The sequence below is a fragment of the uncultured Veillonella sp. genome, from assembly GCF_963522475.1.
Taxonomy (GTDB): Bacteria; Bacillota; Negativicutes; order Veillonellales; family Veillonellaceae; genus Veillonella.
Genome location: NZ_CAUQYW010000006.1, coordinates 77484 through 101854, shown reverse-complemented (window position 1 = coordinate 101854; position 24371 = coordinate 77484). Strand labels below are relative to the sequence as shown.

The window sequence follows — 24371 nt, the reverse complement described above, 5'->3', positions numbered from 1 at the left end:
TAAAAGAGCTGGCCTCGTTGAGGGCCAGCTCTTTTTTATATATGTTCTTTTAATTATAATTACTTATTACTATCTATAATTACTTAGTATTTTATTTAAGTTGTGAAGCTAGTTATGTAGTTGGTGAGGCATATCTATTGGCCATCGTTAATATGACGTGTTGCCAAGTGCTGTTGAATTCTACGTTCTTTTAATGCTTTCAAATATTTTTGAGCTAGTACATTTGGAATCGCTACACCAACCGCAATACCTACAATAGTAAGGACGCCTGTTACACCGTTTTGGACCATATGAAGTAAGCCAGATTCTGATAGTGCGTTGATATGAAGCATATCAAAGAGGAATCTGTAATATAAAATACCAGGCATTAAAGCTATAGCAGATGGGACGATGATAATTGTGCTAGATGTTCTCAGCCAAGTAGAAACTTTTACATAGATCACGCTCATTACAGCAGCACCTACAAAGGTAGCACCTGGAATGGAGAAGCCAAATTCAACAGCTAATAAATTGCGGATAAATACACATAATACACCACCAATACCAATGGATACTAGTAACCGTACAGGAGCGTTAAATAGTACTGCAAAGGATGCGGCTGCTGTAAAAGCCCCTATAATTTGCTCAATGGATAATACATGAGGCTTAATATCTACAAAGCTAAAGGTCGGTATAGGGCTAAAGTATAATGCCATGGCCATGCCTAAGGTCATGCTACCAACGATAAGGATCGTTCTAATGGCTCTTGTAATTCCCGATAAAATATGGTTGTTGATGGTATCGATAACGGAGTTTATAAGAGGTACACCAGGTATCATAAATAAGGTACAGCATACGAGAACATAAACTAGTGAATCTTGCTCAATATGTGAATAGAAACCATAGGCAGAAACCATAGCGGCAAATCCACCTAAGGCAATACCTACATATTCATTGCAACCTAAACGAACGGATAGTGTACGCGTAAAATAACCGATTAGAGAACAAATAATTGTTACTATAAAGGCAATTGCATCTCCACTATATAAAAAAGCAAGGCCTGCTGAACCAAGAGCACAGGCAATACCTTTTACCCAATCAGGATATACTGGAATAGTAGAATCTAATCTGGAAATCAGCTGTTCATAGGTAGTGAGAGAATAATGTCGTTCAAAGGCGCGCCATGTGAGTTTAGATACGGCATTGATCATGGCCATATTGGGTACATGGACAGGTGTTTTTCTAAATACGGTAATAGATCGTTCTTTATGCAGTAAATTGACCATAATCGTAGTATAGGAAATATGTATATTTAAATAATCATGAGGAATACCCATAAATGTGGCGGCTTTAAGCATTTCTTCAATGATTCGATTTGTATCGGCACCACATTCCATGAGTAGTTTGCCTATGTTTAATAGGACATCAAGTTTTCTATGAATATGGATAAAGGGATTCTCTAGAACCTCATTTTTTTCTTCTAATGTAAATTGTCGCATATATCTCCCTAGATAATGATAGACCATACTATTGTCATCTTTTGCATACGGTATAACTTAATACTACATATATTATACCATTAATTATTTTAAATAACCCTTGCATTTTATAGGGTACACTTGTACAATCGAATTGTAAACCTAGGTTGACAAAGAAAGGGGCTCTAAACTATGCGTGATGAAGTATTAGAATTCTTGAGACAAAACCAAGGTAGTTTCGTATCAGGACAAGATATGTCGGAAGCATGTCATGTTTCACGTACAGCTATTTGGAAGCATATCAAGGCATTACGTCAAAAAGGCTACAAAATAGAATCTTATACCAAGAGGGGGTATCGATTATTGGAGGAACCTGATTTGTTGAGTCCATTAGCAATGAAGCAAATCTTAAAAACAGATGTATTTGGAAAGCGGTATGTCTATATGGATACTACCGAATCTACTAACCTAGAAGCTCGTCGTTTAGCACAACAAGGTGCAGAGGAAGGCACTGTAGTTGTGACAGAGGAACAGGCTGCTGGCCGTGGTCGTTTATCTCGTGGATGGTATTCTCCATTCGGTAAAGGTATATGGTTTAGTCTCATTTTGCGCCCTGATTTTGCACCTGTAGATGCACCCAAGTGTACGTTGATGGCTGCTGTTGCATTGACTAAAGCATTCCATAAAATGGGACTCACCGATGCGGGCATCAAATGGCCTAATGATATTCTTGTAAACGGTCGTAAATTAGTGGGGATTTTAACTGAAATGTCTGGATCTATGGAAGAAATTTCCTATATTATTATGGGCATAGGTGTTAATATTAAACTAAAACAAGAAGAGTTGCCCGAAGAATTGAAGTTGATTGCTACGTCCTTAACAATGGAAGGTATTGAGATTGAACGGACAGAAGCTTTTAAAATTATATTAGAATCTTTAGAACAGCAATATTATGAAGTTCTTGATAGTGGCTTTGAGGAAACTCTCAATGAATGGCGCCAATTATCGGTAACTCTTGGTGAGGAAATTGAAGTGAGAGCGCCAGGAAATACTTATGAAGGAGTAGCTACAGATATTGATGAAGATGGTAATTTATTAGTAAAAATCCCTGATGGGACAATTAAACGTGTTGTGGCAGGGGACGTGTCAATTCGTCCTCGCAAATAGGAGGCATTCATGTTATTAGTAATTGATGTGGGGAACACCAATATTGTTCTCGGTGTATACGACAAGACAGAGCTTGTAGGTCACTGGCGTATTTCCACGGATCGCGTACGGACCACCGATGAATATGGCATGTTGATGATGAACTTATTTTTCCACGACCGTAAGGTGGACGTGAAAGATATTAAAGATATCATTATTTCCTCAGTTGTGCCACCATTGATGCCTACATTAGAACGCGTATGCTTGCGCTATTTCAATGTAAATCCTCTTATTGTTGGGCCTGGCACTAAGACTGGTATTGCGATTAAATATGACAATCCTCGTGAAGTAGGGGCTGACCGCATTGTAAACGCTGTTGCTGCACATGAACAATATAAAGGTGACTTAATTATTATCGACTTTGGTACGGCTACAACCTATTGTGCGGTACGAGGTAATGGCGATTATATAGGTGGGGTAATTACACCAGGTGTTACAATTTCTGCAGAGGCTCTATTCCAAAGGGCTGCAAAATTACCACGTATTGATGTAAGAGACCCAGGTCAAGTTATTTGCCGTAACACTGTATCCTCTATGCAATCTGGTATGTTCTATGGGTATGTAGGTCAAGTAGAAGGTCTCGTATCTCGTATGAAAGCAGAGATGGGTGATCATGTAACTGTTGTAGCTACAGGTGGTTTGGCACAACTTATTAGCAGTGCCACAGATTGTATTGACCATGTAGAACCCATGCTTACATTAGAGGGATTACGCCTTATTTACGAAAGAAATAAATAATGCTACTATAATATAGTTACATATATGTAATGAAGTAGTGTACATTCGGGTACAGCTTATGCTGTACCCTTTTTGTTAGGGAATATAGAATTATATGAATAATAAACAATGGCAAATAGGGTCCGTCCCAATAGATGGTCAGGCTATATTAGCGCCAATGGCAGGGGTTAGCGATATTGCCTATCGTCTACTAGCCAAAGAACATGGTGCCGCCTTAGTATGTACCGAAATGGTAAGTGCTATGGGTATTAAATATAAAAATGAGCGCACTCATGAATTGTTGCGCATTGAAGAAGTAGAACGCCCTGTTTCTATGCAGATCTTTGGATCTAATCCAGAAGCTATTGCAATCGGTGCAAAGGTTGTAGCCGATGCGGGAGCAGAGATTGTAGACATTAATATGGGCTGTCCTGTTAAAAAAGTTGTTTCCTCTGGTGATGGCTCTGCACTTATGAAGAATCCTGACTTAGCTGCACGCGTAGCAGAGGCAGCTGTTAAGGCTGTTGATGTGCCTGTAACGGTGAAAATGCGCATTGGTTGGGATAGTGAATCTATCAATGTAGTGGACTTTGCAAAACGTATAGAATCTACAGGGGTCGCAGCTATCGCCGTACATGGCCGTACAAAGGAACAAATGTACAGCGGTCATGCGGACTGGTCCTATATTAAGGCTGTAAAAGAGGCTGTGTCTGTCCCAGTCATTGGCAATGGTGATATAGTGGAACCGGAGGATGCGAAACGCATGCTCGATGAAACGGGTTGTGATGCGGTAATGGTTGGTCGTGGTGCACAGGGAAATCCGTGGATCTTTGATCGCATTCACCACTATTTAGCGACTGGTGGAGTGTTACCAGTTCCGACCGATATTGAACGTCTCGACATGTTGTTACAGCATTTTGATCTATTATGTCAATACAAAGGTGAGAGTATGGCTGTTAAGGAAATACGCACTCACGCAGGCTGGTATATGAAGGGACTCCCTGAATCTGCATATTGGCGAAATCGTGTGAATACAATTCATGCCGTAACAAGCTTTCACAATGAGCTTGAATCATATCGTAAAATACTGTCTGAAATGTAGTCAGATTGACAAATGTACAGTATTTTTATATAATGGTTAAGATAATTTAGAAATAAAAGATAAGGTGTCATCTTACTATGGCACTTTTTTCTTATTTAATTTATAGGTAGAAAGAGTGGGGTACCCATGGCAGACGTAAAAGAAACATTACTTACCGCCGAAGGTTTAAAGAAATTAGAAGAAGAATTAACATATTATAAATCTGTACGTCGTATTGAAGTGTCTGAACGTATTAAGACTGCTATTGAATATGGCGATATTAGTGAAAATTCTGAATATGACGATGCAAAAAACGAACAAGCTTTCATTGAAGGTCATATTGTAGAGCTTGAGAATAAAATTAACACTGCGAAAATCATCGACGAATCTGTAAAAGGTGATGTTGTATCTGTAGGTAGCAAAGTAACTGTACTAGATACAATGTACAATGATGAATTAGAATATGTTATCGTTGGCTCCTCTGAAGCGGATCCATTCAACAATCGTATCTCTAACGAATCTCCTGTAGGCAAGGCTATTTTGGGTAAACGTACAGGTGATGAAGTAGAAGTATCCACACCAGATGGCCCTGTTACATTCAAAGTGTTAGCAATCCAATAATTTTCATTTACTGACGAAGAGGCGATAACATGAGTGAAGAAATTAAAAATGTACAAGAAGAGCTGAATGAGCAAATGCAAATTCGCCGCGACAAATTGGCTGAATACGAAGCAGATGGTATCTATCCATTTGGTCAACGTTTTGTTGTAAAAGATAATGCAAAAGAAATCAAAGATGACTTCTTCTTGAAATATGACGGTCAACCTGTAGTTATTGCAGGTCGATTGATGACAATTCGTTCCCATGGTAAAACGGCATTTGCGAATGTGCGTGATAAATCTGGTGATATTCAAGTATACTTCCGTAAAGATGTCTTGGGCGAAGATAACTATAAATACGTAAAAATGCTCGATATCGGTGATATCGTCGGTGTAGAAGGTCACGTATTTAAAACTCATACGGGGGAAGTTACAATTAAAGTTAATAAATTAACCTTGTTGTCTAAATCTTTACGTCCATTACCTGAAAAATGGCATGGTTTAAAAGATACAGAACTTCGTTACCGTCAACGTTATGTTGATTTGATTGTAAATCCTGAAGTGCGTGATACATTTGTTAAACGTTCCCAAATCGTTGCTAAAATTCGTGAATACATGATGCGTGATGGTTTCATGGAAGTAGAAACACCAATGATGCATGCTATCCCTGGCGGTGCTGCTGCTCGTCCATTTATCACACACCATAATGCGCTTGATATCGATATTTACATGCGTATTGCACCAGAATTGTACCTCAAACGTTTGATCGTTGGTGGTATGGATCGCGTATTCGAAATGAACCGTTGTTTCCGTAACGAAGGTATCGACAACCGTCATAACCCAGAGTTCACTACTATTGAATCTTACCAAGCTTATGGCGATGTTGAGGATGCAATTCGCTTAACTGAAAATCTTGTGTCTTACTGTGCTCAAGAAGTTCTAGGTACACAAGAAATTACATATCAAGGTACAGAAATCAATTTGACTCCACCTTGGAATCGTATCACAATGGCTGAAGGTGTAAAAAAATACACTGGTGAAGACTTTGATGCAGTTACTACAGTAGAAGAAGCTCGTGCTATTGCCGATCGTTTAAATGTAGAATACACAGAAAATGATGGTGTTGGTAAAATCTTAAATCTTTGCTTCGAAGATTATGTAGAAGAAAATTTGATTCAACCAACTATCGTATATGGTCATCCGAAAGAAATTTCTCCACTTGCGAAAGCAAGTCGTGAAAATCCATTGGCTACAGAACGTTTTGAAGCATTCATTTATGGCCGTGAATTAGCAAATGGCTTCTCCGAGTTAAATGACCCAATCGACCAAAAACAACGTTTCTTGGATCAATTGAAAGAACGCGAAGCTGGCGATGATGAAGCTCATCGAATGGATGAAGACTTTGTTACAGCTCTTGAATACGGTTTACCTCCAACAGCGGGTTTAGGTGTTGGTATTGACCGTCTTGTTATGTTCTTGACAGACTCTGCATCCATCCGCGATGTATTGTTGTTCCCGTTGATGAAACCAGAAGCTCCTAAGCATATTGAAGCTGAAGAAGAAGCAGCTGAATAATCTAAAAGCAAAAGGCTCCCTATTCTTTGAGTAGGGGGCTTTTTTATTCATTATATGTTTTGAATACTGTGATTTATTTTATATGTATTCTGATAGTATATGTAGAGTGAAATCCAAAGTTATGAAAGGAGGAGGCTGTGAAACATTTAAAGGTTGCTTTATCTGATTTCGTACAATCCAAAATTAAATCTATAGAGGGACGTACATGTGTTGGTATTTTTGAAACAGATTTTACAGATGTAGGTGCCGTTGTTATCGGCGATGGTGAGCTAGAGCTTGTGAATAATAATCAAATTAGCTCCTTTGGTATCCCTCTTATTGTCCTAAGATTTGATACATCTGATGTATCTAAAGATATATCTCTTTATGAAAATCGTATCACGTCCATTATAGAGCTCTCATCTATAAGTATCGATGACTGTACATTAGAGATAGAGAAACTTGTGACAAATTATGAAGCATCTATTTTACCACCATTTTTTAGTGCTTTATCTGATTATGTGGGAGACCAAAATTTGCAGTTTGATTGCCCGGGACATCAAGGTGGTCAGTTCTTCTATAAACACCCTACAGGTCGTGCTTTTTACAATTTCTTTGGAGAAAACATATTTAGAGCAGACCTTTGTAATGCAGATGTAAAATTAGGGGATCTCTTAATTCATGAAGGCTATGCTTATGATGCGCAAGCTCATGCAGCCAAAGTTTATAATGCTGATAAAACCTATTTTGTGTTGAATGGTACATCTTCAGCTAATAAGGTAGTACTGAATGCTCTTTTAACTCCAGGGGATATTATTTTATATGATCGTAACAATCATAAATCTATCTGCCATGGTGGTTTAGTTATGTCTGGTGCTACACCTATATATCTTGAAACATCACGTAATCCCTTTGGCTCTATTGGGGGTATATTAGATCATTGCTTTGATGAAAGTTATATACGTCAATTAGTGGCTGAAAAATCACCTGAAAAAGCAAATTCAAAGCGCCCTATTCGATTAGCAGTTATTCAATTGGGAACCTATGATGGTACGATTTATAATGCTCGTCAAGTAGTAGATAAAATAGGTCATCTTTGTGATTATATTTTCTTTGACTCTGCTTGGGTCGGATATGAACAGTTTATCCCTATGATGAAAGATTGTAGTCCGTTGCTGTTAGAATTAGGTCCAAATGATCCTGGAATTTTAGTCACTCAATCAGTGCATAAGCAACAAGCTGGCTTTTCACAAACATCTCAAATTCATAAAAAGGATTGCCATATAAAAGGGCAAGATCGTTATGTCGATCATAAACGTTTTAATAACTCCTTTATGATGCATGCATCTACTTCTCCATTTTATCCACTGTTTGCATCTCTCGATGTAAATGCAAAAATCCATGAAGGTGAGTTGGGACAAAAACTATGGCGTGAATGTGTTGAAGTGGCTATTGATGCTCGTAAAGACGTATTGAAACAATGCAAATATCTCCGACCTTTAGTACCACCGATAGTGCATGACAAAAAATGGGAAGATGGAAATACGCACGATATGGCGGGGGATGTAAATTATTTTGCTTTTGAGCCAGAGGCTAAGTGGCACTCTTTTAAGGGCTATGGTGAAGGGCAGTATTTCATCGATCCTTGCAAATTCCAACTGATTACACCAGGAATCAATGTGGAATCTGGAGTATATGAAGAATTTGGTATTCCTGCGAATATTCTTGCTAATTATTTACGGGAAAATCGAATTATCCCTGAAAAATGTGATTTAAATACAATCTTATTTCTTATGACACCGGCAGAATCTAAGCGTAAAATGGATGCACTCGTGGCGGAACTCATTCGATTTGAAGAACTCATAGATCGCGATGCACCGATGGAAGAGGTATTGCCATCAATTTACTATAGTCATATAGAGAAATATAAAGGCTACCACATTCGTCACTTATGCCAAGAAATGCATGACTTTTATAAGTCTAGAAATGTAAGCCTTCTGCAACAGCGATTATTCTCGCGTGAATACTTCCCTGACTATGTAATGAATCCACAAGAGGCAAATTTTGAGTTCCAACGAAATAAAGGAGACTTAATACCGCTAAGCGAAGCAGAAGGACGTATTGCCCTTGAAGGGGCTCTTCCGTATCCGCCAGGGGTAATATGTGTGCAACCAGGGGAGCGTTGGTCCAAGACAGCTTGCGACTATTTCTTAGCCTTAGAAGAAGGTATTAATCAACTGCCTGGTTTTGCACCAGAAATACAAGGTGTATACATTACAGAACAATCAGATGGCTATCAAAAAGCATATAGCTATGTATTAAAAAAAGAATATGATAAATCTATTTAATATAGTTAATCTCGCTAGATTGAAGAGTATGACCTTATATTGCACATCAATCTTCTTGGTGTATAATGAACCGATATATAAATTAAGAAAGTGGGGGACTTGATGGATATATTAGGCGCAAGGCGTTCTATAGAACAAAAGCTACTGATGCAATCCGTTGGTTTGATGGCTCTTGTAGCAGTAAGTGGTACTATAATGGGGATTGTTACGGGATCTAGTGCAGTCTTATTAGATGGTGTATTTTCCTTTGTTGATGTTGTTATTAAGATCATGATGTTAATGACAGCTAAGTTAATAGCACGTGAAACAAGTAAGCGCTTTCAGTTTGGATATTGGCAGTTTGAGCCCTTAGTATTGGCCGTAGAAGGACTTTTTATATTACTAATTGTAATCTATGCCTTATCTAGTGGTATTACAGATCTTATATCGGGTGGTCGTCATGTAGATTTTGGACCCGCTATTTATTATGCCATCTTCTTTACAGTGGCGGACACAATATATTACTTATATGTACGTCGCATTAATAAAAGTCTGCAGTCCAACCTAATTAAATTTGATAATGTAAGTTGGTATGTTGATGCGTTGTTAGAAGCAGCCATCTTGATCAGTTTCGTCGTGGCTATCATGTTAGAAGGAACTGAGTATGCTGATTGGGCATCTTATATTGACCCGATAGTTCTCGTTGTATTAGCGGTACAAATGATACCGTCTGCGTTCCGCATTATCATCCCATCTGTAAAACAAGTATTGGGGTGGGCACCGACTTCGTTGCACAATGAAGTGCAGGAAATTATGGATCGTTATATGGAAAAGTACAATTTCAAAGATTATGTTTCCAGTGTACAAGTATATGGTAACACTAGAATTATTGAAATTGATATTTTAGTTCGTAAGAGCTTTCCGTATCAAACAATTGCAGAAATCGATGCTATTCGCAATGAAATTGATCAAGAAATCGGAGGAAACCCTTCGGAAAAATGGGTAACGATTTCCTTCACAGGAACCAGAAAATGGATGGCTAAAGATTATTTACTAGAAGAAGACGATGATGAATAGTATAAAAATTAATTACAAAACTAGTAGACAACTTATAATTTAATGATAAATACACCAATATATGGTATACTTAAACGTATTAAATATATTGTTCGTAGCATAGTTGGAAGATGAGGTTTATAGTATGTTAGACTTGAAATTTGTCCGTGAAAATATTGATTTAGTGCAACAAAACCTAGACAATCGCCATACAAAAGGCGATTTGGAAACCTTTGTATCCGCTTATGATGAACGTCGTCAGTTAATTGGTAAGGTGGAAGAATTAAAAGCTCTTCGTAACTCTGTAACTGAAGAAATTAGCCAATTAAAACGAAATAAGGAAAATGCGGATGATAAAATCGCAGAAATGAAAAAAGTAGGCGATGATATTTCTGAGCTTGATAATCGTATTCGCGGTGTAGAAGCAAAATTACGTGACGCGGCGTTGATGTTGCCAAACATGTGCGATGCATCTGTTCCTGTTGGTACTGATGAAGATGAAAATGTGGAACAACGTAAATGGGGCGAACCACGTCAATTTGACTTTGATATACAAGCACACTGGGATCTAGGTGAAAATCTTGATATATTAGATTTCAATCGTGCTGGTAAAATGAGTGGTGCTCGTTTTACTGTATATAAAGGGTTAGGTGCTCGTTTAGAACGTGCTCTTATTAATTTTATGGTTGATCTTCATGTAGACAAACAAGGCTACACTGAAATGATGACTCCATATATGGTAACTCGTGAGACATTGACAGGCACTGGCCAATTACCTAAGTTTGCTGAAGATATGTATCATGTAGAGGATACAGAATACTTCTTGATCCCTACTGCAGAGGTTACATTGACTAACTATCATAGCGGTGAAATCTTGAGCGAAGAGGAATTGCCGAAATACTATACTGCATTTACTGCGTGCTTCCGTGCTGAAGCAGGTTCTGCAGGCCGTGATACACGTGGTCTTATCCGTCAACATCAATTCAACAAGGTTGAAATGGTTAAATTAGCTAAACCTGAAGATTCTTACAAAGAATTAGAAACATTGACTGATAATGCAGAAGAAGTATTGCGCTTATTGGAGTTGCCATTCCGTGTAATTACACTTTGTACAGGTGATATTGGCTTTGGTTCTGCTAAAACATATGATGTAGAGGTATGGATGCCAGCTCAAGGCAAGTATAGAGAGATTTCTTCTTGCTCTAATATGACTGATTTCCAAGCTCGTCGTGCAAATATTAAATTCCGTCGTGGACCTAAAGGTAAGCCAGAATTCCTTCATACATTAAATGGTTCTGGTCTTGCAGTAGGTCGTACAGTAGCAGCTATCTTGGAAAACTACCAACAAGCTGATGGTTCTGTTGTGATTCCTAAGGTCCTTGTGCCTTACATGGGTGGCGTAGAAGTAATCAAGGCAGCAAAATAAGAGGGGGCATTTGATGAAGTTCTTTATTGATACAGCAGAATTTGATGAGATTAAAGAGGCGTATGCTTTTGGCTTTATCGATGGTGTTACTACTAATCCATCCCTTATCGTGAAAGCTAAACGCGATTTAAAACAAGTTATTTCTGAAATCGCTAATTTGGTAGAGGGCCCTGTGAGTGCAGAGGTTATTGCTTCTGATGCAGAAGGTATGATTGCGGAAGCTCATGAGCTTGTAAAATTAGGCTCTAATGTAGTTATTAAAGTGCCTATGACTCCAGAAGGTCTTAAAGCTGTTGCAGTTTTAAGCAAAGAAGGCATTAAAACTAATGTAACCTTAATCTTCTCTGCTAACCAAGCTTTGTTAGCTGCTCGTGCAGGTGCTACCTATGTGAGTCCATTTGTTGGACGCATTGATGATATCAGCATGAATGGTCTTACATTAATTCAAGACATTGCAGATATATTTGTTATTCATAGTATTGAAACTGAAATTATTGCAGCTAGTGTGAGAACACCATTGCATATCATTCAATGTGCTAAAGCGGGTGCTCATATTGCTACAGTGCCATTCAAAGTACTTATGCAAGCTATGAAACATCCATTGACGGATGCAGGACTTGAGAAGTTCATGGCAGATTGGAAACAAGCTAATCAATAAGTTAAGTATTCGGCTCGATGTAAGAGTCATATTACAATACACACAGGACTTATAAGGAGGCCTATTATGGATCGTACATTATCTTTGGAATTTGCTCGTGTCGTTGAAGCGGCAGCTTTGCGCAGTGGTCGTTTGCTCGGTCGTGGTCAAAAGGATGCAGCGGATGGTTTGGCTGTAGACGCAATGCGTCAAGCATTTGATTCTGTTCGTATTTCTGGTACAGTTGTTATTGGCGAAGGTGAAATCGATGAAGCACCTATGCTTTACATTGGTGAACATGTAGGTGCGGGTGGCCCAGAAGTAGACATCGCAGTTGATCCTATCGAAGGCACAAACTTGATTGCAAAAGGCCAAAATGGTGCGATTGCAGTTATGGCTATTGCTGAAAAAGGTGGTTTGTTACATGCGCCAGATATGTATATGGAAAAACTTTGTGTTGGTCCTCGTGGTGCAGGTGCTATCGATATTACTAAATCTTTAACAGAAAATATTAAAAATGTAGCTGCAAAAATGAATCGCAATGTTGATGAAATTACACTTGTAATGCTTGATCGTGAGCGTCATCATGGCTTGATGAAAGAAGCGCGTGATCTTGGTGCACGTATTATGTTAATTTCTGATGGCGATGTTAACCCAGCTATGGAATGTTGTATTGAAGGTTCTGGTGTGCACATGGTTGTTGGTACTGGTGGTGCACCAGAAGGCGTATTGGCTGCGGCAGCTTTAAAATGCGTAGGTGGCGATATGCAAGCGCGCTTGAAACCAGAAACAGAAGAAGAAATTCGTCGTTGTCATGAAATGGGTATTACCGATGTAAATCAAGTACTTACATTGGATGATTTAGTTCGTACAGATGATGTTATCTTTGCTGCTACTGCTATTACTCGCGGTAATTTATTGAATGCTATTCAATACTTCCCAGGTGGTGCGCGTACACATACTATCGTAATGCGTTCCAAAACAGGTACTGTTCGTTTCTTAGATACAGTGCATATGGATGACAAGTTAAAATCCTTAAAAGCAAAATAAGAATTTGGCCCCTCAAAATGAGGGGCTTTTTTCTCAGTATTTTCTTACAGTCTCTTGATGAGATATATCGAAAAATAGTATAATAACATTTAGTATATGACGTTATAAATACAACGTCTTGTAGTTCATACAAGATGATCGATATAAAGTGTAGGAGGAATTCTGTTGGAAAAGCTAATCATTCAAGGTGGCAACCGGTTGGAAGGCCGTGTACGTGTTAGTAGTGCTAAAAATGCGGTACTCCCTATTATTGCCGGTACTTTGCTAGCATCAACACCTAGTAAATTACTTGAAATTCCAAATTTGGAAGATGTAGGTACAATTTGCCAAGTTATCGAGTCTTTAGGGGTTAAAATTACTCGTAATAAAGCAGATGATGAAATTATTTTCGATGCGTCTACATTGACTGCTACGGAAGCTCCTTATGAGCTTGTACGCAAAATGCGTGCATCTTTCCTTGTGATGGGGCCACTTTTGGCGCGCAAAGGAGAGGCTAAAATCTCCATGCCAGGTGGTTGTGCGATTGGTGCACGTCCCATCGATCTTCACCTAAAAGCGTTCGAAGCACTAGGTGCTAAAATTGAAATTACTGAAGATTATGTATATGCTCATGCTCCAGAAGGTCTTAAAGGCACTCAAATCTACTTGGATTTCCCAAGTGTAGGGGCTACAGAAAACGTAATTATGGCAGCTTCCATGGCTGAAGGTAAAACTGTTATCGAAAATGCTGCGGAAGAACCTGAAATCGTTGATTTAGCAACATTCTTGAATGCAATGGGCGCTAATATTCGCGGTGCTGGTACAAATGTAATCCGCATTGAAGGTGTCCCTCAATTACATGGTGCAATTCATACGGTTATTCCTGACCGTATCGAAGCTGGTACATATTTGATTGCCGCTGCTATGGCTGGTGGCGACGTATTTGTAGAAAATGCATTGCCAGAACATTTGAAACCAGTAGTAGCTAAGTTAAAAGAAGCTGGCGTTACTGTAGAGGAAGAAATTGATGGTATTCGCGTTATCAGTACTGGCAAAGGCATTAAAGCTGTTGATATTAAAACATTACCATACCCAGGTTTCCCAACAGATATGCAAGCTCAATTTATGGCGCTTACTACAATCGCTGAAGGAACAAGTACTGTAACAGAAACTGTATTTGAAAATCGCTTCATGCACGTTGCAGAACTTCGCAAAATGGGTGCCCATATCGATATAGACAATCGTCAAGCGATTGTAGAAGGTATGCCACGTTTACATGGTGCTGTAGTTAATGCTACAGACTTGCGTGCAGGTGCGGCTCTTGTTTGTGCTGCGTTGACTGCAGAAGGTAGAACTGAAGTTGGTCGTCTACATCATATCGATCGTGGTTATGATGATTTCGTAGGTAAATTGCAAAGGTTAGGTGCTGATATTGTTCGGGTTGACGAATAAAAGTACAGAGCCAAAACAGAATAAAAAGAAACGAAGCCGGCGCTCAAAAGGGCCGGCTTTATACAACGAGCAACAAAACTTAGGCGCTGCAAAGGTTGAAAATGCTAAAACTAATTCTAATCGTAAACCATTACGGAGGACGAAACGAAAGTCTACGAAGCTTTCAGAAGGCGTAGCAAAGCAAGCTAGCCATTTAGCTTCCAATATGCGCGAAGCAATGGTTAAAGTCACCAAAATGCGCCGTGTTGAGCGTCGTAATCGTGAGACAGTAGCTATTGCTAAAACGACCCCTGCTATGACATTGAAGCGTCTAGTTCGTCCTGAACAAGTTGGCGATTTAATGGGACGATTAAATCGTTCATTAAACTTTGATTTAGGTATCGATTTAGGAACTGCGAATATTCTTATTTTCGCTAAAGGTAAGGGGTTAGTTTTAGATGAGCCTGCTTATATTGCAAGAGATGATAAAACAGGTGATATTCTAGCATTAGGCGAAGCTGCACGTACTATGATCGGACGTACGCCTAAAGGAATATCAGTTATTCGCCCTGTTCAAGCTGGTGCTATTGCGGACTATGATATGACGGAGTTTATGTTAAAATACTTTATTCGATCAGTTGTGCCTGCTTCTAGATTGATGAAAACGCGTATTATCGTATGTGTGCCATCTGGAATAACACCTGTTGAAAAACGTGCTATTTTAGAGGCGTTACTTAGAACAGGCGCTAAAAAGACTGTTCTTATAGAGGAACCATTAGCGGCAGCTATGGGCACAGGTCTCAATGATGCTGAACAAGTTGGAGCTATGGTTGTCGATGTAGGTGGCGGTACTACTGATATTGCTGTTCTTTGCGATACCGGCGTAGTTGTGAGTGAGTCCCTTCGTATTGGGGGAGATTCCTTCAATGAATCTATTATCCGTTATATACGTCGTAAGAAGAGACTTGTTATTGGACCGTTAACAGCAGAAAAGATAAAGATTTCTGTTGGCACCGTAGATCGACGTGCTAAGGAACGAACTATAGAGGTTAAAGGGCGTGATGCAAGCTCTGGATTGCCTAAGTCGATTACAATTAATTCCCTGGAAATTCAACGTGCCTTAGAGGCGCAAGTGATGAATATTCTAGAAGGTATTAAATCGATTTTAGAAAAAACACCACCAGAACTAGTGGCTGCCATTAATGATCATGGAATCATTCTAACCGGTGGCGGTGCTCTCATCGATGGTTTAGATCGTGTTATTACACGTTCTGTCGGTGTTGCATCTTATTTGGTAGAGTCTCCGCGATATGCTGTTATCAAAGGGGTTGCAAAAGCTCTTGATGAAATGTCACAATTGCGTGATACATTGGATGAATTACAATAAAATATTTTATTGAAATAATGTAGAATTTGAGGAAGTTACTATCTATAAATAGGCCATTGAAAAATGGAATAACGGTAGATTGTAACTTCTTTTTTAGTACATCCTTTTTGTAATTTTCATCTTTATGATGTATACTATAGTAAAAGTATATTGTATAAAATTGATGTATAAATATAAATCTATTAATATGGGTTAGCGCTATAGAGGAATTATAAATGAAACGATATTTATATATGACTATTGCTGTGTTAGGTTTCCTAGCCAGTACAATACCTTATGCTGAAGCTGGAAATTTAACTAGTGTACGTGTATCTAATCACGAAGGTACAAGTCGAATCGTATTAGATGTATCTGAAATGCCTGTATCTTGGACTAAATCTTATAATGAGTCCACACATGCTCTTACCCTTAACCTAGGTGGCACGACAAATGGATTGACTGGACCTGTAGCTCAAAATAACACGAAAACAGGTGTTTTAAAAGGTATTGGCTTGCAACCTGTTAATGGTGCTTTACAAGTAACATTGACGGCTAATAAGGATGTACAACACCATGAGTTTACATTGGAAAAGCCATCGCGTATTGTAGTGGATTTATTTTCTAGCTATGATCAACAAACAACAAAAGATGTAAATAAATCCGTTACATATAGCAAGATTAATAACACTGTAGCAGAAGGTAAGATTCAAGCCTTTGCGTTATCTGTTGATAATGATTCACCTATGGTAGTAGCCCATGTTCCAGAAGGAAAAGCCTTATCATCTGTGATTCAATCTCATACTGCTGTAATTGGAGCAAAGGTAAAGGGCGGAAGTTTTGATCGTCCTTATTCGGTAGCTAGTGATGGCACTATTGATTTAGAGCGTATCTCTAATCGTGGCACCTTGCGATATACACCAAATCGCGGTTATTTTATTGAGGAAAAAAGACCCTTATTACAAGCTAAAACGCAAAAAGATACCTTCCTAATTACCTCTGTTAATACAGGACGTAAAGAAAATGCCTTGACTCTATATACATCAGCATATGGACCATCTACAAAAACTAATGACTTTGGCTATGAAGTGACTGTAGCCAATGGTAAGGTCGTTAGTGGTCAAAAAGGAAATTCTAAAATTGGAGAAAACCAATATGTATTATCTGGGCATGGGGAATCAAGAGATGCACTGCGTAAATTAAAAGTGGGCACATCGATTACGATTCAAAATAGACCGGAGCTAGCACAAGTTACTACCACAGGTGGTGCAGCACTACAAGCGGGCGCTATGGTATTGAAGAATGGCAATTATGTAGGCGCTGATGGGACTAATAATAAAGCTCGTAGTTTCATAGGAACCACAAAAGATCATAATTTAGTGATCCTTACTGTTGATAAAGTAGGTCTTCAATCCGTAGGGGTCACACAACAAGAGGGGGCCAAACTGTTATCTAAGCTAGGCGTCGTAGATGGTGCTGAATTATCAAATCAAGGTAGCATTGATTTAGTGGTTAATGATGCGTACGTACATAAAGCTACTCCAAATCCTACGACCTATGAGGATATTATAATTATAAAATGAATTCGTTGCATACAATTTTGTTTGAAATATTAGTAATAATTTAGTATACTATAATTACATAACTAATTTTGTAAAAGGAGGGATCGTTATGAAAAGAGTAGTGTTGGCCTTAGCCGCTTTAGGTATTTTGAGTGTTAGCTCTGTAATGGCGGCCCCTGTATCATACCAAAGTGTATTAACAGGTAAAGTTGCTTCTACAGTTTCCGTTGGCTCTGCTGTAACAGAAGGTCAAACATTGGTAACTGTAGAGACGTTGGCTGGCCCTATGGCTGCTGCTAAATCTACTGTAACTGGTACTGTAACGGCGGTTAATGTTACAGTGGGTTCAGACGTTTCTCGTGATCAAATCGTTGTCACAGTAGAAAGTAAATAAAGGAGAGAAGGAATGAAGTTTTCTCATTCTTGGCGTCGGTATAGAAAAGCGATACTGGCGCTTTTCTTCTGTACTTCACTTACAGCTGCACAGGCTGTTGATTTCATGCCTGTCAATGATGTAACTACAGGTATGGAAGGTATTGCAAAAACTGTAATTGTAGGAGATACCATTTCTACCTTTGATGTAAAGGTACTAGGTGTCATGAAGGATAAGGGGCCATCTGGTCATCTTATTTTGGCAAAGTTCTCTGGTCCTGTTATGGAAAAAACTGGAGGCATTGCTCATGGCATGAGTGGTAGTCCTGTATATATAAATGGTAAGCTCGTTGGTGCTGTTGCCTATGGTTGGGGCTTTGCTGATGGTACGATTGGGATGATTACTCCTATCGAAGATATGGTGAAATTATGGAACATTCCATATGAGAAGAACCTCTCTAAACCATGGGATGATAAACAATTGATCCCTCTTGGAACTCCGCTTATGGCATATGGCTTTGATGCAGCGTCCATGGATTATTTCAAATCCAAGCTGCCACAATATAAATATGAAACATATGATACAGCTAGTGCCAGTGGTGATGAAATTGCAAAACCATTGGAGGCTGGTGGATCTGTAGCTGCATTATTAGTTGATGGTGACCTAAAGCTAGGGGCTATTGGTACTGTTACCTATGTAGATGGTGAGAAGATTGTTGCCTTTGGTCATCCATTCTTGAAACATGGTTCTTCAAACTACTTCATGCATAATGCAAGTATATTTACAGTCGTTAAAAGCTATGATGCTGCTTTCAAATTGGGTTCTATGGGCAAAGAAGTTGGTTCTGTAACTGAAGATAGAGGTGCCGGTATTGCTGGTGTATCTGGAGTGATATCTTCAGGCATTCCTATGCGATTCCATTTGAAAGACCTTGATATGGGGCGTGATAAAACTAGCTATGTTAAGGTCATTGAAGATAGTGAAATGACACCGACTTTAGCGGCTACATCTTTATATAATATGTTGAATAAAACATTAGATCGTAGTGGCGCTGGTACAGCTACGATTTCTTATACTATCACTCCAAGAGGTAAAGAACATAAACCGTTGACACGAACTAATATGTTCTATAGTTCTGATTCTATTTCAGAGAAAGCTGTTGATGAGTTCTACAATGTTATCGATGTTCTTATGAATAACCGATTCATTAATTATGAAATCTCTGATATATCTGTAGAAACTGAGGTAACACAAGATAAGAAAACAGCAAAGCTTATTGATGCCTCTGCATCCTCCACCATTGTTTCTCCTGGTGATACAATCGTTGTAGATGTAACGTTGGAGCCATTCCGAGGAGAGAAGGTTGTTAAGCAAATCTTCTTTAAAGTTCCTGAGGATCAAGCTATTGGTAAGTATACTTTAGAGGTACGTGGGGGCGGTGAAATTCCATTACCTTATGTATTAGAAAAGCAAAAATACAATTTAACTGACGAAATCTTACGTCGATTAAAGGTTCATAAAGATTTTGATGATCTTTATGATGAAATTCAAAAGACTGATACAAATAATCAAATTGTTGTAGAGTTTTTAGAAGATGGCATTAGCCTTGTTGATGAAGATGGTTCCAAATCTGTTAAAAAAGCTAAACTTAAGGATGTGGAATCAAAACCTATGCCAGGGGATGTAAAGAAAAAAACTGGTCAAGAAGATTTAAGCTCTAATAAAGATGACGATAATCAAATTGAAAAGACTGCTGTTGATACAGAATACATCGTTCAAGGTGATGGTCAATTTACAATTCAAGTTATGAAGCCAGCTGATCGTGATAAAGCATTAGCTAAACGTGTAAAAGAAGTAAAAAATCAAATCAAGATGGAACATAAATTAGAATTGGAAGACCAATCTAAAAAGGATAAATCCAATAAAAAAGATGTGAAAAAGTCTGATAAACAAGACACAAAGACACCTGGCAAAAAGGATGAATCTAAAATAAATGATACTAATACAGCTGAATAAGCTGAAAATGTAAGGGGAAAGGGCTAGACTGTTGAATTGGCTAGAATCGATAGGACGTGCTGTAATGCACGTACTATCACAGATGGGGAGTGCTACATTATTAGTGTGGCAAACAATAAAACAACTAAAAATGATTAATCTGTGGCATGTATTTCAACAGATGGCTCACCTAGGTGTAGATTCGTTGCCGATTATCAGTTTAACCTTGCTGTTTGCTGGTGCAGTTATGACACTACAGATTACGGATGTATTGATTACATATGGTGCTCAAAGTACTGTGGGTGGCCTTATGGCTGTTGCTATGGGGCGTGAGTTAGGACCTATTTTAGTAGGCGTTGTACTGGCCGGCCGTGTTGGCGCCGCTATCACGGCTGAAATTGGTACAATGAAGGTGACAGAACAAATTGATGCGCTCCGTGTTATGGCTGTCGATCCTGTTGGTTATCTCGTGGTTCCTCGTGTAGTAGCGTGTATGATTATGGTGCCTATTTTAGCGTTTTATGGTGTAGTGATTGGTATTGCAGGTGGTTACTTTGTAGCTACTGCTATTAAAGGTCTTGCGCCGAGTACCTATTTAGATTCTATTCAAATGTTTTCTACTATTTCAGATTTTACACTAGGTCTTGTGAAGTCTAGTGTATTTGGTGCTGTCATTGCATTGGTAGGTGCTTATAAGGGCATGCAAACTAAAATGGGAGCAGAAGCAGTGGGTTTCTCCACAACTAGTTCGGTAGTAACTAGTATTATTTTAGTGTTTGTATTAAATTACTTTTTATCTACCTTGTTATATTAGTAGATACGTTAGAGGACTTTATGATAGAACTACGCAATGTTGTAGTTGCCTATGAGTCGCGTGTGATTCTAGACTCTATTAATCTCACCATAGATGATGGGGAGACGTTAGTTATATTAGGTGGTAGCGGTAGTGGTAAAAGTACACTACTTCGCTTATTGATTGGATTGCAGCGACCTACATCGGGACAGATTATTGTAGATGGCATAGATATTACAACATTATCCGAAGATGAATTTAATACAGTACGTAGAAAAATGGGGATGGTATTCCAATACTCTGCATTGTTTGACTCTATGTCAGTAGGTGAAAATGTAGCCTTTGGTTTACGGCAGCATACGGACTTAAGGGAAGATGAAATAAAACGTATTGTAGCAGAACGACTAGATTGGGTCGGTTTAAAAGGGTATGAATCCTATATGCCTAACGAATTATCTGGGGGCATGAAGAAGCGTGTTAGTTTAGCTCGCGCCATAGCGTTAGATCCAAGTTTAATCCTCTATGATGAACCTTCATCCGGGTTAGATCCTATTACTTCAGGTACGATTAGTATGCTAATTAAGGGAATGCAGCAGCGGCTCGGTTGTACTTCTATCGTTGTAACGCATGATATGCAATCCGCATTTTATGTAGCAGACCGCATAGCTTTACTTGATAAGGGGCAATTTGTGGAAATTTCTGATACAATAAACTTTAAGAATTCTACAAATAAAAAGGTACAACAGTTTATTCATGGTGAAGCAGAACCAATTAATGTATCTGCGATGGGAGAGGTATAATGAAGTGGACGACGGAGGCCAAGGTAGGGGCTTTCACGATTATAGGTATAGCTTTATTTATTGCAGGCATACTTTTTGTAGGTCGCATTGATATATGGGCTAAGCCGCAAATGACAATTACTGGTGATTTTGCTCAAGTTAATGGTTTAAAAAATGGTAATCAAGTTAAATACTCTGGTGTAGCAATCGGTAATGTTTCTGATATTGAAATTACGCCGCATGGTGTGGCAGTAAAAATGAAGCTTGATGAAAAAACACAAATTCCAAGTGACTCTACTTTTACATTAGGCTCAGATGGTTTTTTAGGTGATAAATTTATTCAAATTTCACCAGGTCAATCTAAGGTATATTTACAAGATGGTGATTCTGTTAAGGGCGAAGGTGCAGATGCTATGGATAAAGCTATGCAAAGCGCTCAAAAGTTAATGGATGGTACCGAAAAAATGTTGCAGTCTATCAATAATATTATTGGTGATCCTGCAACGCAAAATGCACTTAAATATTCCCTACAATCTACTGCGACGATGGCTGATAATGCTGTTGCGATTACACAAAATATGGCTGATGTAACAGCACAGCTAAATCAAGCGGCACAGCAATTTAATGCGGATGGTAATGCAGGCAATGATATGCGAGCTATTTTGACCAACTTAAAACAAACTACGGATCGTGTAGATAATATGGCTCGTTCTATGGAATCTACGGTAACAGATCCTAAAGCACAAGAAAATATTAAAGAAACATTACATAATACGGCACAAATTTCAGCTCGTATTAATAAATTGATGGGTGGTAAAGCGTATCAAACCAATGTAAATGGTAATGTTGTAGACGGAAATAACGTTGAAAAAAAGTCATCTACTAAAGTTGAGCCATCTGTAGATTTGTTGTATAACACAACAGATGATGAATTCCGCATTAATGGTCGTGTTCGTGCTTTCAACGATAAAGGAATGGCTGAACTTGGCCTTTCCAATATCGGTGATGGCACTAAATTCGATTTAAATGCAGGTCGATTTATTAGCTCTAAATGGCTAGTACGTGGCGGTATTTTTGAAAGTGAATTGGGCATTGGCGTTGATTATAATTTACGTGGTCCGGTTTCATTATCCGCAGCTGTGTATGACCTTAACAATCATAAATATCGTATTCGTAGTGATATACGTTTACATAAAGATACTTATGGGGTTATTCAAATGACCAGGCCGTTCGGTTCCACGAATGGCGGTACCTACTTTGGTATCAAACAAGTATTTTAAAGACTAATACATTCACGTTAGGTGAGTATGGAGGTATATATTATGAATAAAAAGGTTCTATCCTTGGGTGTAATGCTCTCCTTGGCTACTACAGGTGCAATGGCTGCTGATGTAGTTACAACTTCCGTTAATAATGGAGATCAATTAAGCAAATATCAAAAAGAAGCTATTCAATTAACACAAAAGCAATTAGCTGAAAAATCTGTGCAAGATAGCAAAACTTATGAGAGTAAATTGGATCTCGATGAGTCTCGTACGATTGAGTTAGCATTAGCAAATAATCGTACTGCAAAACAAACTAAATGGGGGTATGAAGCTGCTAAATCTGCAGTTAGTCAAGTAGCAGCAGGTAAAAATCCTAGCGTTAGTTATGGTTGGTCTGCTGAAAAATCAGGCGGTGACACTGGTCGCGGTAAAACCGGTAGTCATAACTTCTCCATTAGTGCTCCAGTATTTAATCCTCAACTTGATGCAAGTATTGATTCTGCACGTTATACACGTGAAGGTACTGGCGCTAGTTATGAAGAAGCATTGCAACAAGCAAAATATGATGCCATCAGTGGTTACTATACTTTGATTATGAATCGTAATCTTGTTGATGTGGCTCAACAAGCTGTTAAAGACTATCAAGGTCATGTAACAAATGTTCAAGCTCAATATAATGTTGGCTTGGTAGCAAGTTCTGATGTGTTGGCGGCTAAAACAAATCTTGCTGACTCTGAAACAAACCTTGTAAAAACTCAAAATTCTGCTAATTTAGCAGAGGCTAGCTTGAATCAAGTCATTGCTTATCCTGCGCAAACAGCTATTAATACAGCGGAACATGATTTACAATATAAACCTTACAATGTTACATTGGAACAAGCTAAAGCATATGCTTTGCTTCATCGTTCTGCTCTTGTGAAATCTGCACTTGATGTAAAATCCGCAGAAGAAGCTGTAAAATCCGCTAAATCTGGTTATTTACCAACTGTAGCTGTAAAAGCAGGTCGTGGCTATGCTGATCCAGATGGTTACTTTGGAACAAGTACAAAATCTTGGAGTGTAGGTGCTACTGCATCTTGGAGTTTATGGGATGGCGGAGCTACGCAAAATGCGATTAAAAAAGCGAATGCACAACTTGAACAAGCTAAAGAAGCTAATTTAGCTACTGTTGATGCTGTATTATTAGCCGTGCAAAAAGCATACTTGAACTTGCGGTCTGCAGAGCAAACAATCCAAAGCACTCAAACTGCAGTTGCTCAAGGTCAAGAAAGCTTCCGTATTGCTACACTTCGCTATCGCGCTGGGGTTGGTACAAATCTTGATGTACTCGATGCTGAAACTAAATTAACAGATGCTCGTAATAACTATGTACAAGCTCTTTATAATTACAATATTAGCATTGCAGCTCTTGAACAATTGACCGGTGTTCCATTGAATACACCAGTTGGCCAAGGCGCAGAAATCATTGCAAACAGTGGTGCAGCTGAACAATTAGCACAACTTGGTGGCAATCAATAATATAATAAAAAAGACGACTTCGGTCGTCTTTTTTTTAATAGATTTTTTTACATATAGATGCATTATATATTCTTATTTCTTTATCATCGTAATATTTAATATGACTCTATATGTCATTATTGCTAAAAATGATTAATAAAAAATTATATTAGTTTTATAAAATTTACCCTTAAAATACTATAGTTATTACTTCGTCTGTGGTA

Annotated in this window: 20 protein-coding genes; 19 read left to right on the top strand and 1 reads right to left on the bottom strand. The window is 38.5% G+C overall.

The window, feature by feature from the left end; genetic code table 11:
• Nucleotides 1-134: 134 nt before the first annotated feature.
• Nucleotides 135-1478, bottom strand: coding sequence for a threonine/serine exporter family protein (locus RWP19_RS05145; RefSeq protein ID WP_314356728.1), 1344 nt, complete (start codon nucleotides 1476-1478; stop codon nucleotides 135-137).
• 171 nt (nucleotides 1479-1649) lie between these two features.
• On the opposite strand from RWP19_RS05145, the gene RWP19_RS05140 reads away from it, so the two are divergent.
• From RWP19_RS05140 to RWP19_RS05050, 19 genes are all read left to right on the top strand, one after another.
• Nucleotides 1650-2624: a biotin--[acetyl-CoA-carboxylase] ligase gene (locus RWP19_RS05140; protein ID WP_314356727.1), complete on the top strand. Its 975-nt coding sequence runs from the start codon at nucleotides 1650-1652 to the stop codon at nucleotides 2622-2624.
• Nucleotides 2625-2633: 9 nt separating this feature from the next.
• A complete protein-coding gene (locus tag RWP19_RS05135; RefSeq protein WP_314356726.1) occupies nucleotides 2634-3401 on the top strand; it encodes a type III pantothenate kinase in 768 nt (255 codons plus the stop codon).
• Between the two features lie 94 nt (nucleotides 3402-3495).
• Nucleotides 3496-4482: a tRNA dihydrouridine synthase DusB gene (dusB, locus tag RWP19_RS05130; protein ID WP_314356725.1), complete on the top strand. Its 987-nt coding sequence runs from the start codon at nucleotides 3496-3498 to the stop codon at nucleotides 4480-4482.
• A gap of 126 nt (nucleotides 4483-4608) precedes the next feature.
• On the top strand, nucleotides 4609-5082 hold the full coding sequence (greA, locus tag RWP19_RS05125; protein ID WP_295207284.1) for a transcription elongation factor GreA: 474 nt from the start codon (nucleotides 4609-4611) through the stop codon (nucleotides 5080-5082).
• Between the two features lie 29 nt (nucleotides 5083-5111).
• The gene (gene lysS / locus RWP19_RS05120; RefSeq protein WP_295258235.1) at nucleotides 5112-6635 is read left to right on the top strand and encodes a lysine--tRNA ligase; all 1524 of its coding nucleotides are present in this window, start codon (nucleotides 5112-5114) and stop codon (nucleotides 6633-6635) included.
• A gap of 137 nt (nucleotides 6636-6772) precedes the next feature.
• A complete protein-coding gene (speC, locus tag RWP19_RS05115; protein ID WP_314356723.1) occupies nucleotides 6773-8962 on the top strand; it encodes an ornithine decarboxylase in 2190 nt (729 codons plus the stop codon).
• Between the two features lie 102 nt (nucleotides 8963-9064).
• Nucleotides 9065-10018 carry a cation diffusion facilitator family transporter gene (locus RWP19_RS05110; RefSeq protein WP_314356722.1) on the top strand — a complete coding sequence of 318 codons (954 nt, stop codon included), beginning with the start codon at nucleotides 9065-9067 and terminating at the stop codon, nucleotides 10016-10018.
• Nucleotides 10019-10142: 124 nt separating this feature from the next.
• Nucleotides 10143-11423, top strand: a complete 1281-nt coding sequence (gene serS / locus RWP19_RS05105; RefSeq protein WP_314356721.1) for a serine--tRNA ligase — start codon at nucleotides 10143-10145, stop codon at nucleotides 11421-11423.
• A gap of 13 nt (nucleotides 11424-11436) precedes the next feature.
• Nucleotides 11437-12081, top strand: coding sequence for a fructose-6-phosphate aldolase (gene fsa, locus RWP19_RS05100; RefSeq protein ID WP_314356720.1), 645 nt, complete (start codon nucleotides 11437-11439; stop codon nucleotides 12079-12081).
• A gap of 66 nt (nucleotides 12082-12147) precedes the next feature.
• The gene (gene glpX / locus RWP19_RS05095) at nucleotides 12148-13110 is read left to right on the top strand and encodes a class II fructose-bisphosphatase (protein WP_285365438.1); all 963 of its coding nucleotides are present in this window, start codon (nucleotides 12148-12150) and stop codon (nucleotides 13108-13110) included.
• A 165-nt stretch (nucleotides 13111-13275) separates the two neighbouring features.
• Nucleotides 13276-14541: a UDP-N-acetylglucosamine 1-carboxyvinyltransferase gene (gene murA, locus RWP19_RS05090; protein ID WP_105086170.1), complete on the top strand. Its 1266-nt coding sequence runs from the start codon at nucleotides 13276-13278 to the stop codon at nucleotides 14539-14541.
• Nucleotides 14522-15907, top strand: a complete 1386-nt coding sequence (locus tag RWP19_RS05085; protein ID WP_314356719.1) for a rod shape-determining protein — start codon at nucleotides 14522-14524, stop codon at nucleotides 15905-15907. The genes murA and RWP19_RS05085 overlap by 20 nt, the downstream gene beginning before the upstream one ends.
• A 215-nt stretch (nucleotides 15908-16122) precedes the next feature.
• Nucleotides 16123-17466 carry a phosphodiester glycosidase family protein gene (locus tag RWP19_RS05080; RefSeq protein WP_314356718.1) on the top strand — a complete coding sequence of 448 codons (1344 nt, stop codon included), beginning with the start codon at nucleotides 16123-16125 and terminating at the stop codon, nucleotides 17464-17466.
• Nucleotides 17467-17554: 88 nt separating this feature from the next.
• Nucleotides 17555-17839 (top strand): biotin/lipoyl-containing protein, encoded by a 285-nt coding sequence (locus RWP19_RS05075; RefSeq protein ID WP_005387253.1) that lies wholly within the window; start codon nucleotides 17555-17557, stop codon nucleotides 17837-17839.
• A gap of 12 nt (nucleotides 17840-17851) precedes the next feature.
• Nucleotides 17852-19834 carry a SpoIVB peptidase S55 domain-containing protein gene (locus RWP19_RS05070; protein WP_314356717.1) on the top strand — a complete coding sequence of 661 codons (1983 nt, stop codon included), beginning with the start codon at nucleotides 17852-17854 and terminating at the stop codon, nucleotides 19832-19834.
• A gap of 31 nt (nucleotides 19835-19865) precedes the next feature.
• A complete protein-coding gene (locus tag RWP19_RS05065) occupies nucleotides 19866-20627 on the top strand; it encodes an ABC transporter permease (RefSeq protein WP_314356716.1) in 762 nt (253 codons plus the stop codon).
• A 20-nt stretch (nucleotides 20628-20647) separates the two neighbouring features.
• A complete protein-coding gene (locus RWP19_RS05060) occupies nucleotides 20648-21406 on the top strand; it encodes an ABC transporter ATP-binding protein (RefSeq protein WP_314356715.1) in 759 nt (252 codons plus the stop codon).
• On the top strand, nucleotides 21406-22665 hold the full coding sequence (locus RWP19_RS05055) for an MlaD family protein (protein ID WP_314356714.1): 1260 nt from the start codon (nucleotides 21406-21408) through the stop codon (nucleotides 22663-22665). The genes RWP19_RS05060 and RWP19_RS05055 overlap by 1 nt, the downstream gene beginning before the upstream one ends.
• A gap of 42 nt (nucleotides 22666-22707) precedes the next feature.
• On the top strand, nucleotides 22708-24168 hold the full coding sequence (locus RWP19_RS05050; protein ID WP_314356713.1) for a TolC family protein: 1461 nt from the start codon (nucleotides 22708-22710) through the stop codon (nucleotides 24166-24168).
• Nucleotides 24169-24371 lie beyond the last annotated feature (203 nt).

What these genes read in the sequence shown, in the direction of transcription:
- RWP19_RS05145 (WP_314356728.1), bottom strand. Translation starts at nt 1,478, where the DNA reads ATGCGACAATTTACATTAGAAGAAAAAAATGAGGTTCTAGAGAATCCC.
- RWP19_RS05140 (WP_314356727.1), top strand. Translation starts at nt 1,650, where the DNA reads ATGCGTGATGAAGTATTAGAATTCTTGAGACAAAACCAAGGTAGTTTC.
- RWP19_RS05135 (WP_314356726.1), top strand. Translation starts at nt 2,634, where the DNA reads ATGTTATTAGTAATTGATGTGGGGAACACCAATATTGTTCTCGGTGTA.
- dusB (WP_314356725.1), top strand. Translation starts at nt 3,496, where the DNA reads ATGAATAATAAACAATGGCAAATAGGGTCCGTCCCAATAGATGGTCAG.
- greA (WP_295207284.1), top strand. Translation starts at nt 4,609, where the DNA reads ATGGCAGACGTAAAAGAAACATTACTTACCGCCGAAGGTTTAAAGAAA.
- lysS (WP_295258235.1), top strand. Translation starts at nt 5,112, where the DNA reads ATGAGTGAAGAAATTAAAAATGTACAAGAAGAGCTGAATGAGCAAATG.
- RWP19_RS05110 (WP_314356722.1), top strand. Translation starts at nt 9,065, where the DNA reads ATGGATATATTAGGCGCAAGGCGTTCTATAGAACAAAAGCTACTGATG.
- serS (WP_314356721.1), top strand. Translation starts at nt 10,143, where the DNA reads ATGTTAGACTTGAAATTTGTCCGTGAAAATATTGATTTAGTGCAACAA.
- fsa (WP_314356720.1), top strand. Translation starts at nt 11,437, where the DNA reads ATGAAGTTCTTTATTGATACAGCAGAATTTGATGAGATTAAAGAGGCG.
- glpX (WP_285365438.1), top strand. Translation starts at nt 12,148, where the DNA reads ATGGATCGTACATTATCTTTGGAATTTGCTCGTGTCGTTGAAGCGGCA.
- RWP19_RS05080 (WP_314356718.1), top strand. Translation starts at nt 16,123, where the DNA reads ATGAAACGATATTTATATATGACTATTGCTGTGTTAGGTTTCCTAGCC.
- RWP19_RS05075 (WP_005387253.1), top strand. Translation starts at nt 17,555, where the DNA reads ATGAAAAGAGTAGTGTTGGCCTTAGCCGCTTTAGGTATTTTGAGTGTT.
- RWP19_RS05070 (WP_314356717.1), top strand. Translation starts at nt 17,852, where the DNA reads ATGAAGTTTTCTCATTCTTGGCGTCGGTATAGAAAAGCGATACTGGCG.
- RWP19_RS05060 (WP_314356715.1), top strand. Translation starts at nt 20,648, where the DNA reads ATGATAGAACTACGCAATGTTGTAGTTGCCTATGAGTCGCGTGTGATT.
- RWP19_RS05055 (WP_314356714.1), top strand. Translation starts at nt 21,406, where the DNA reads ATGAAGTGGACGACGGAGGCCAAGGTAGGGGCTTTCACGATTATAGGT.
- RWP19_RS05050 (WP_314356713.1), top strand. Translation starts at nt 22,708, where the DNA reads ATGAATAAAAAGGTTCTATCCTTGGGTGTAATGCTCTCCTTGGCTACT.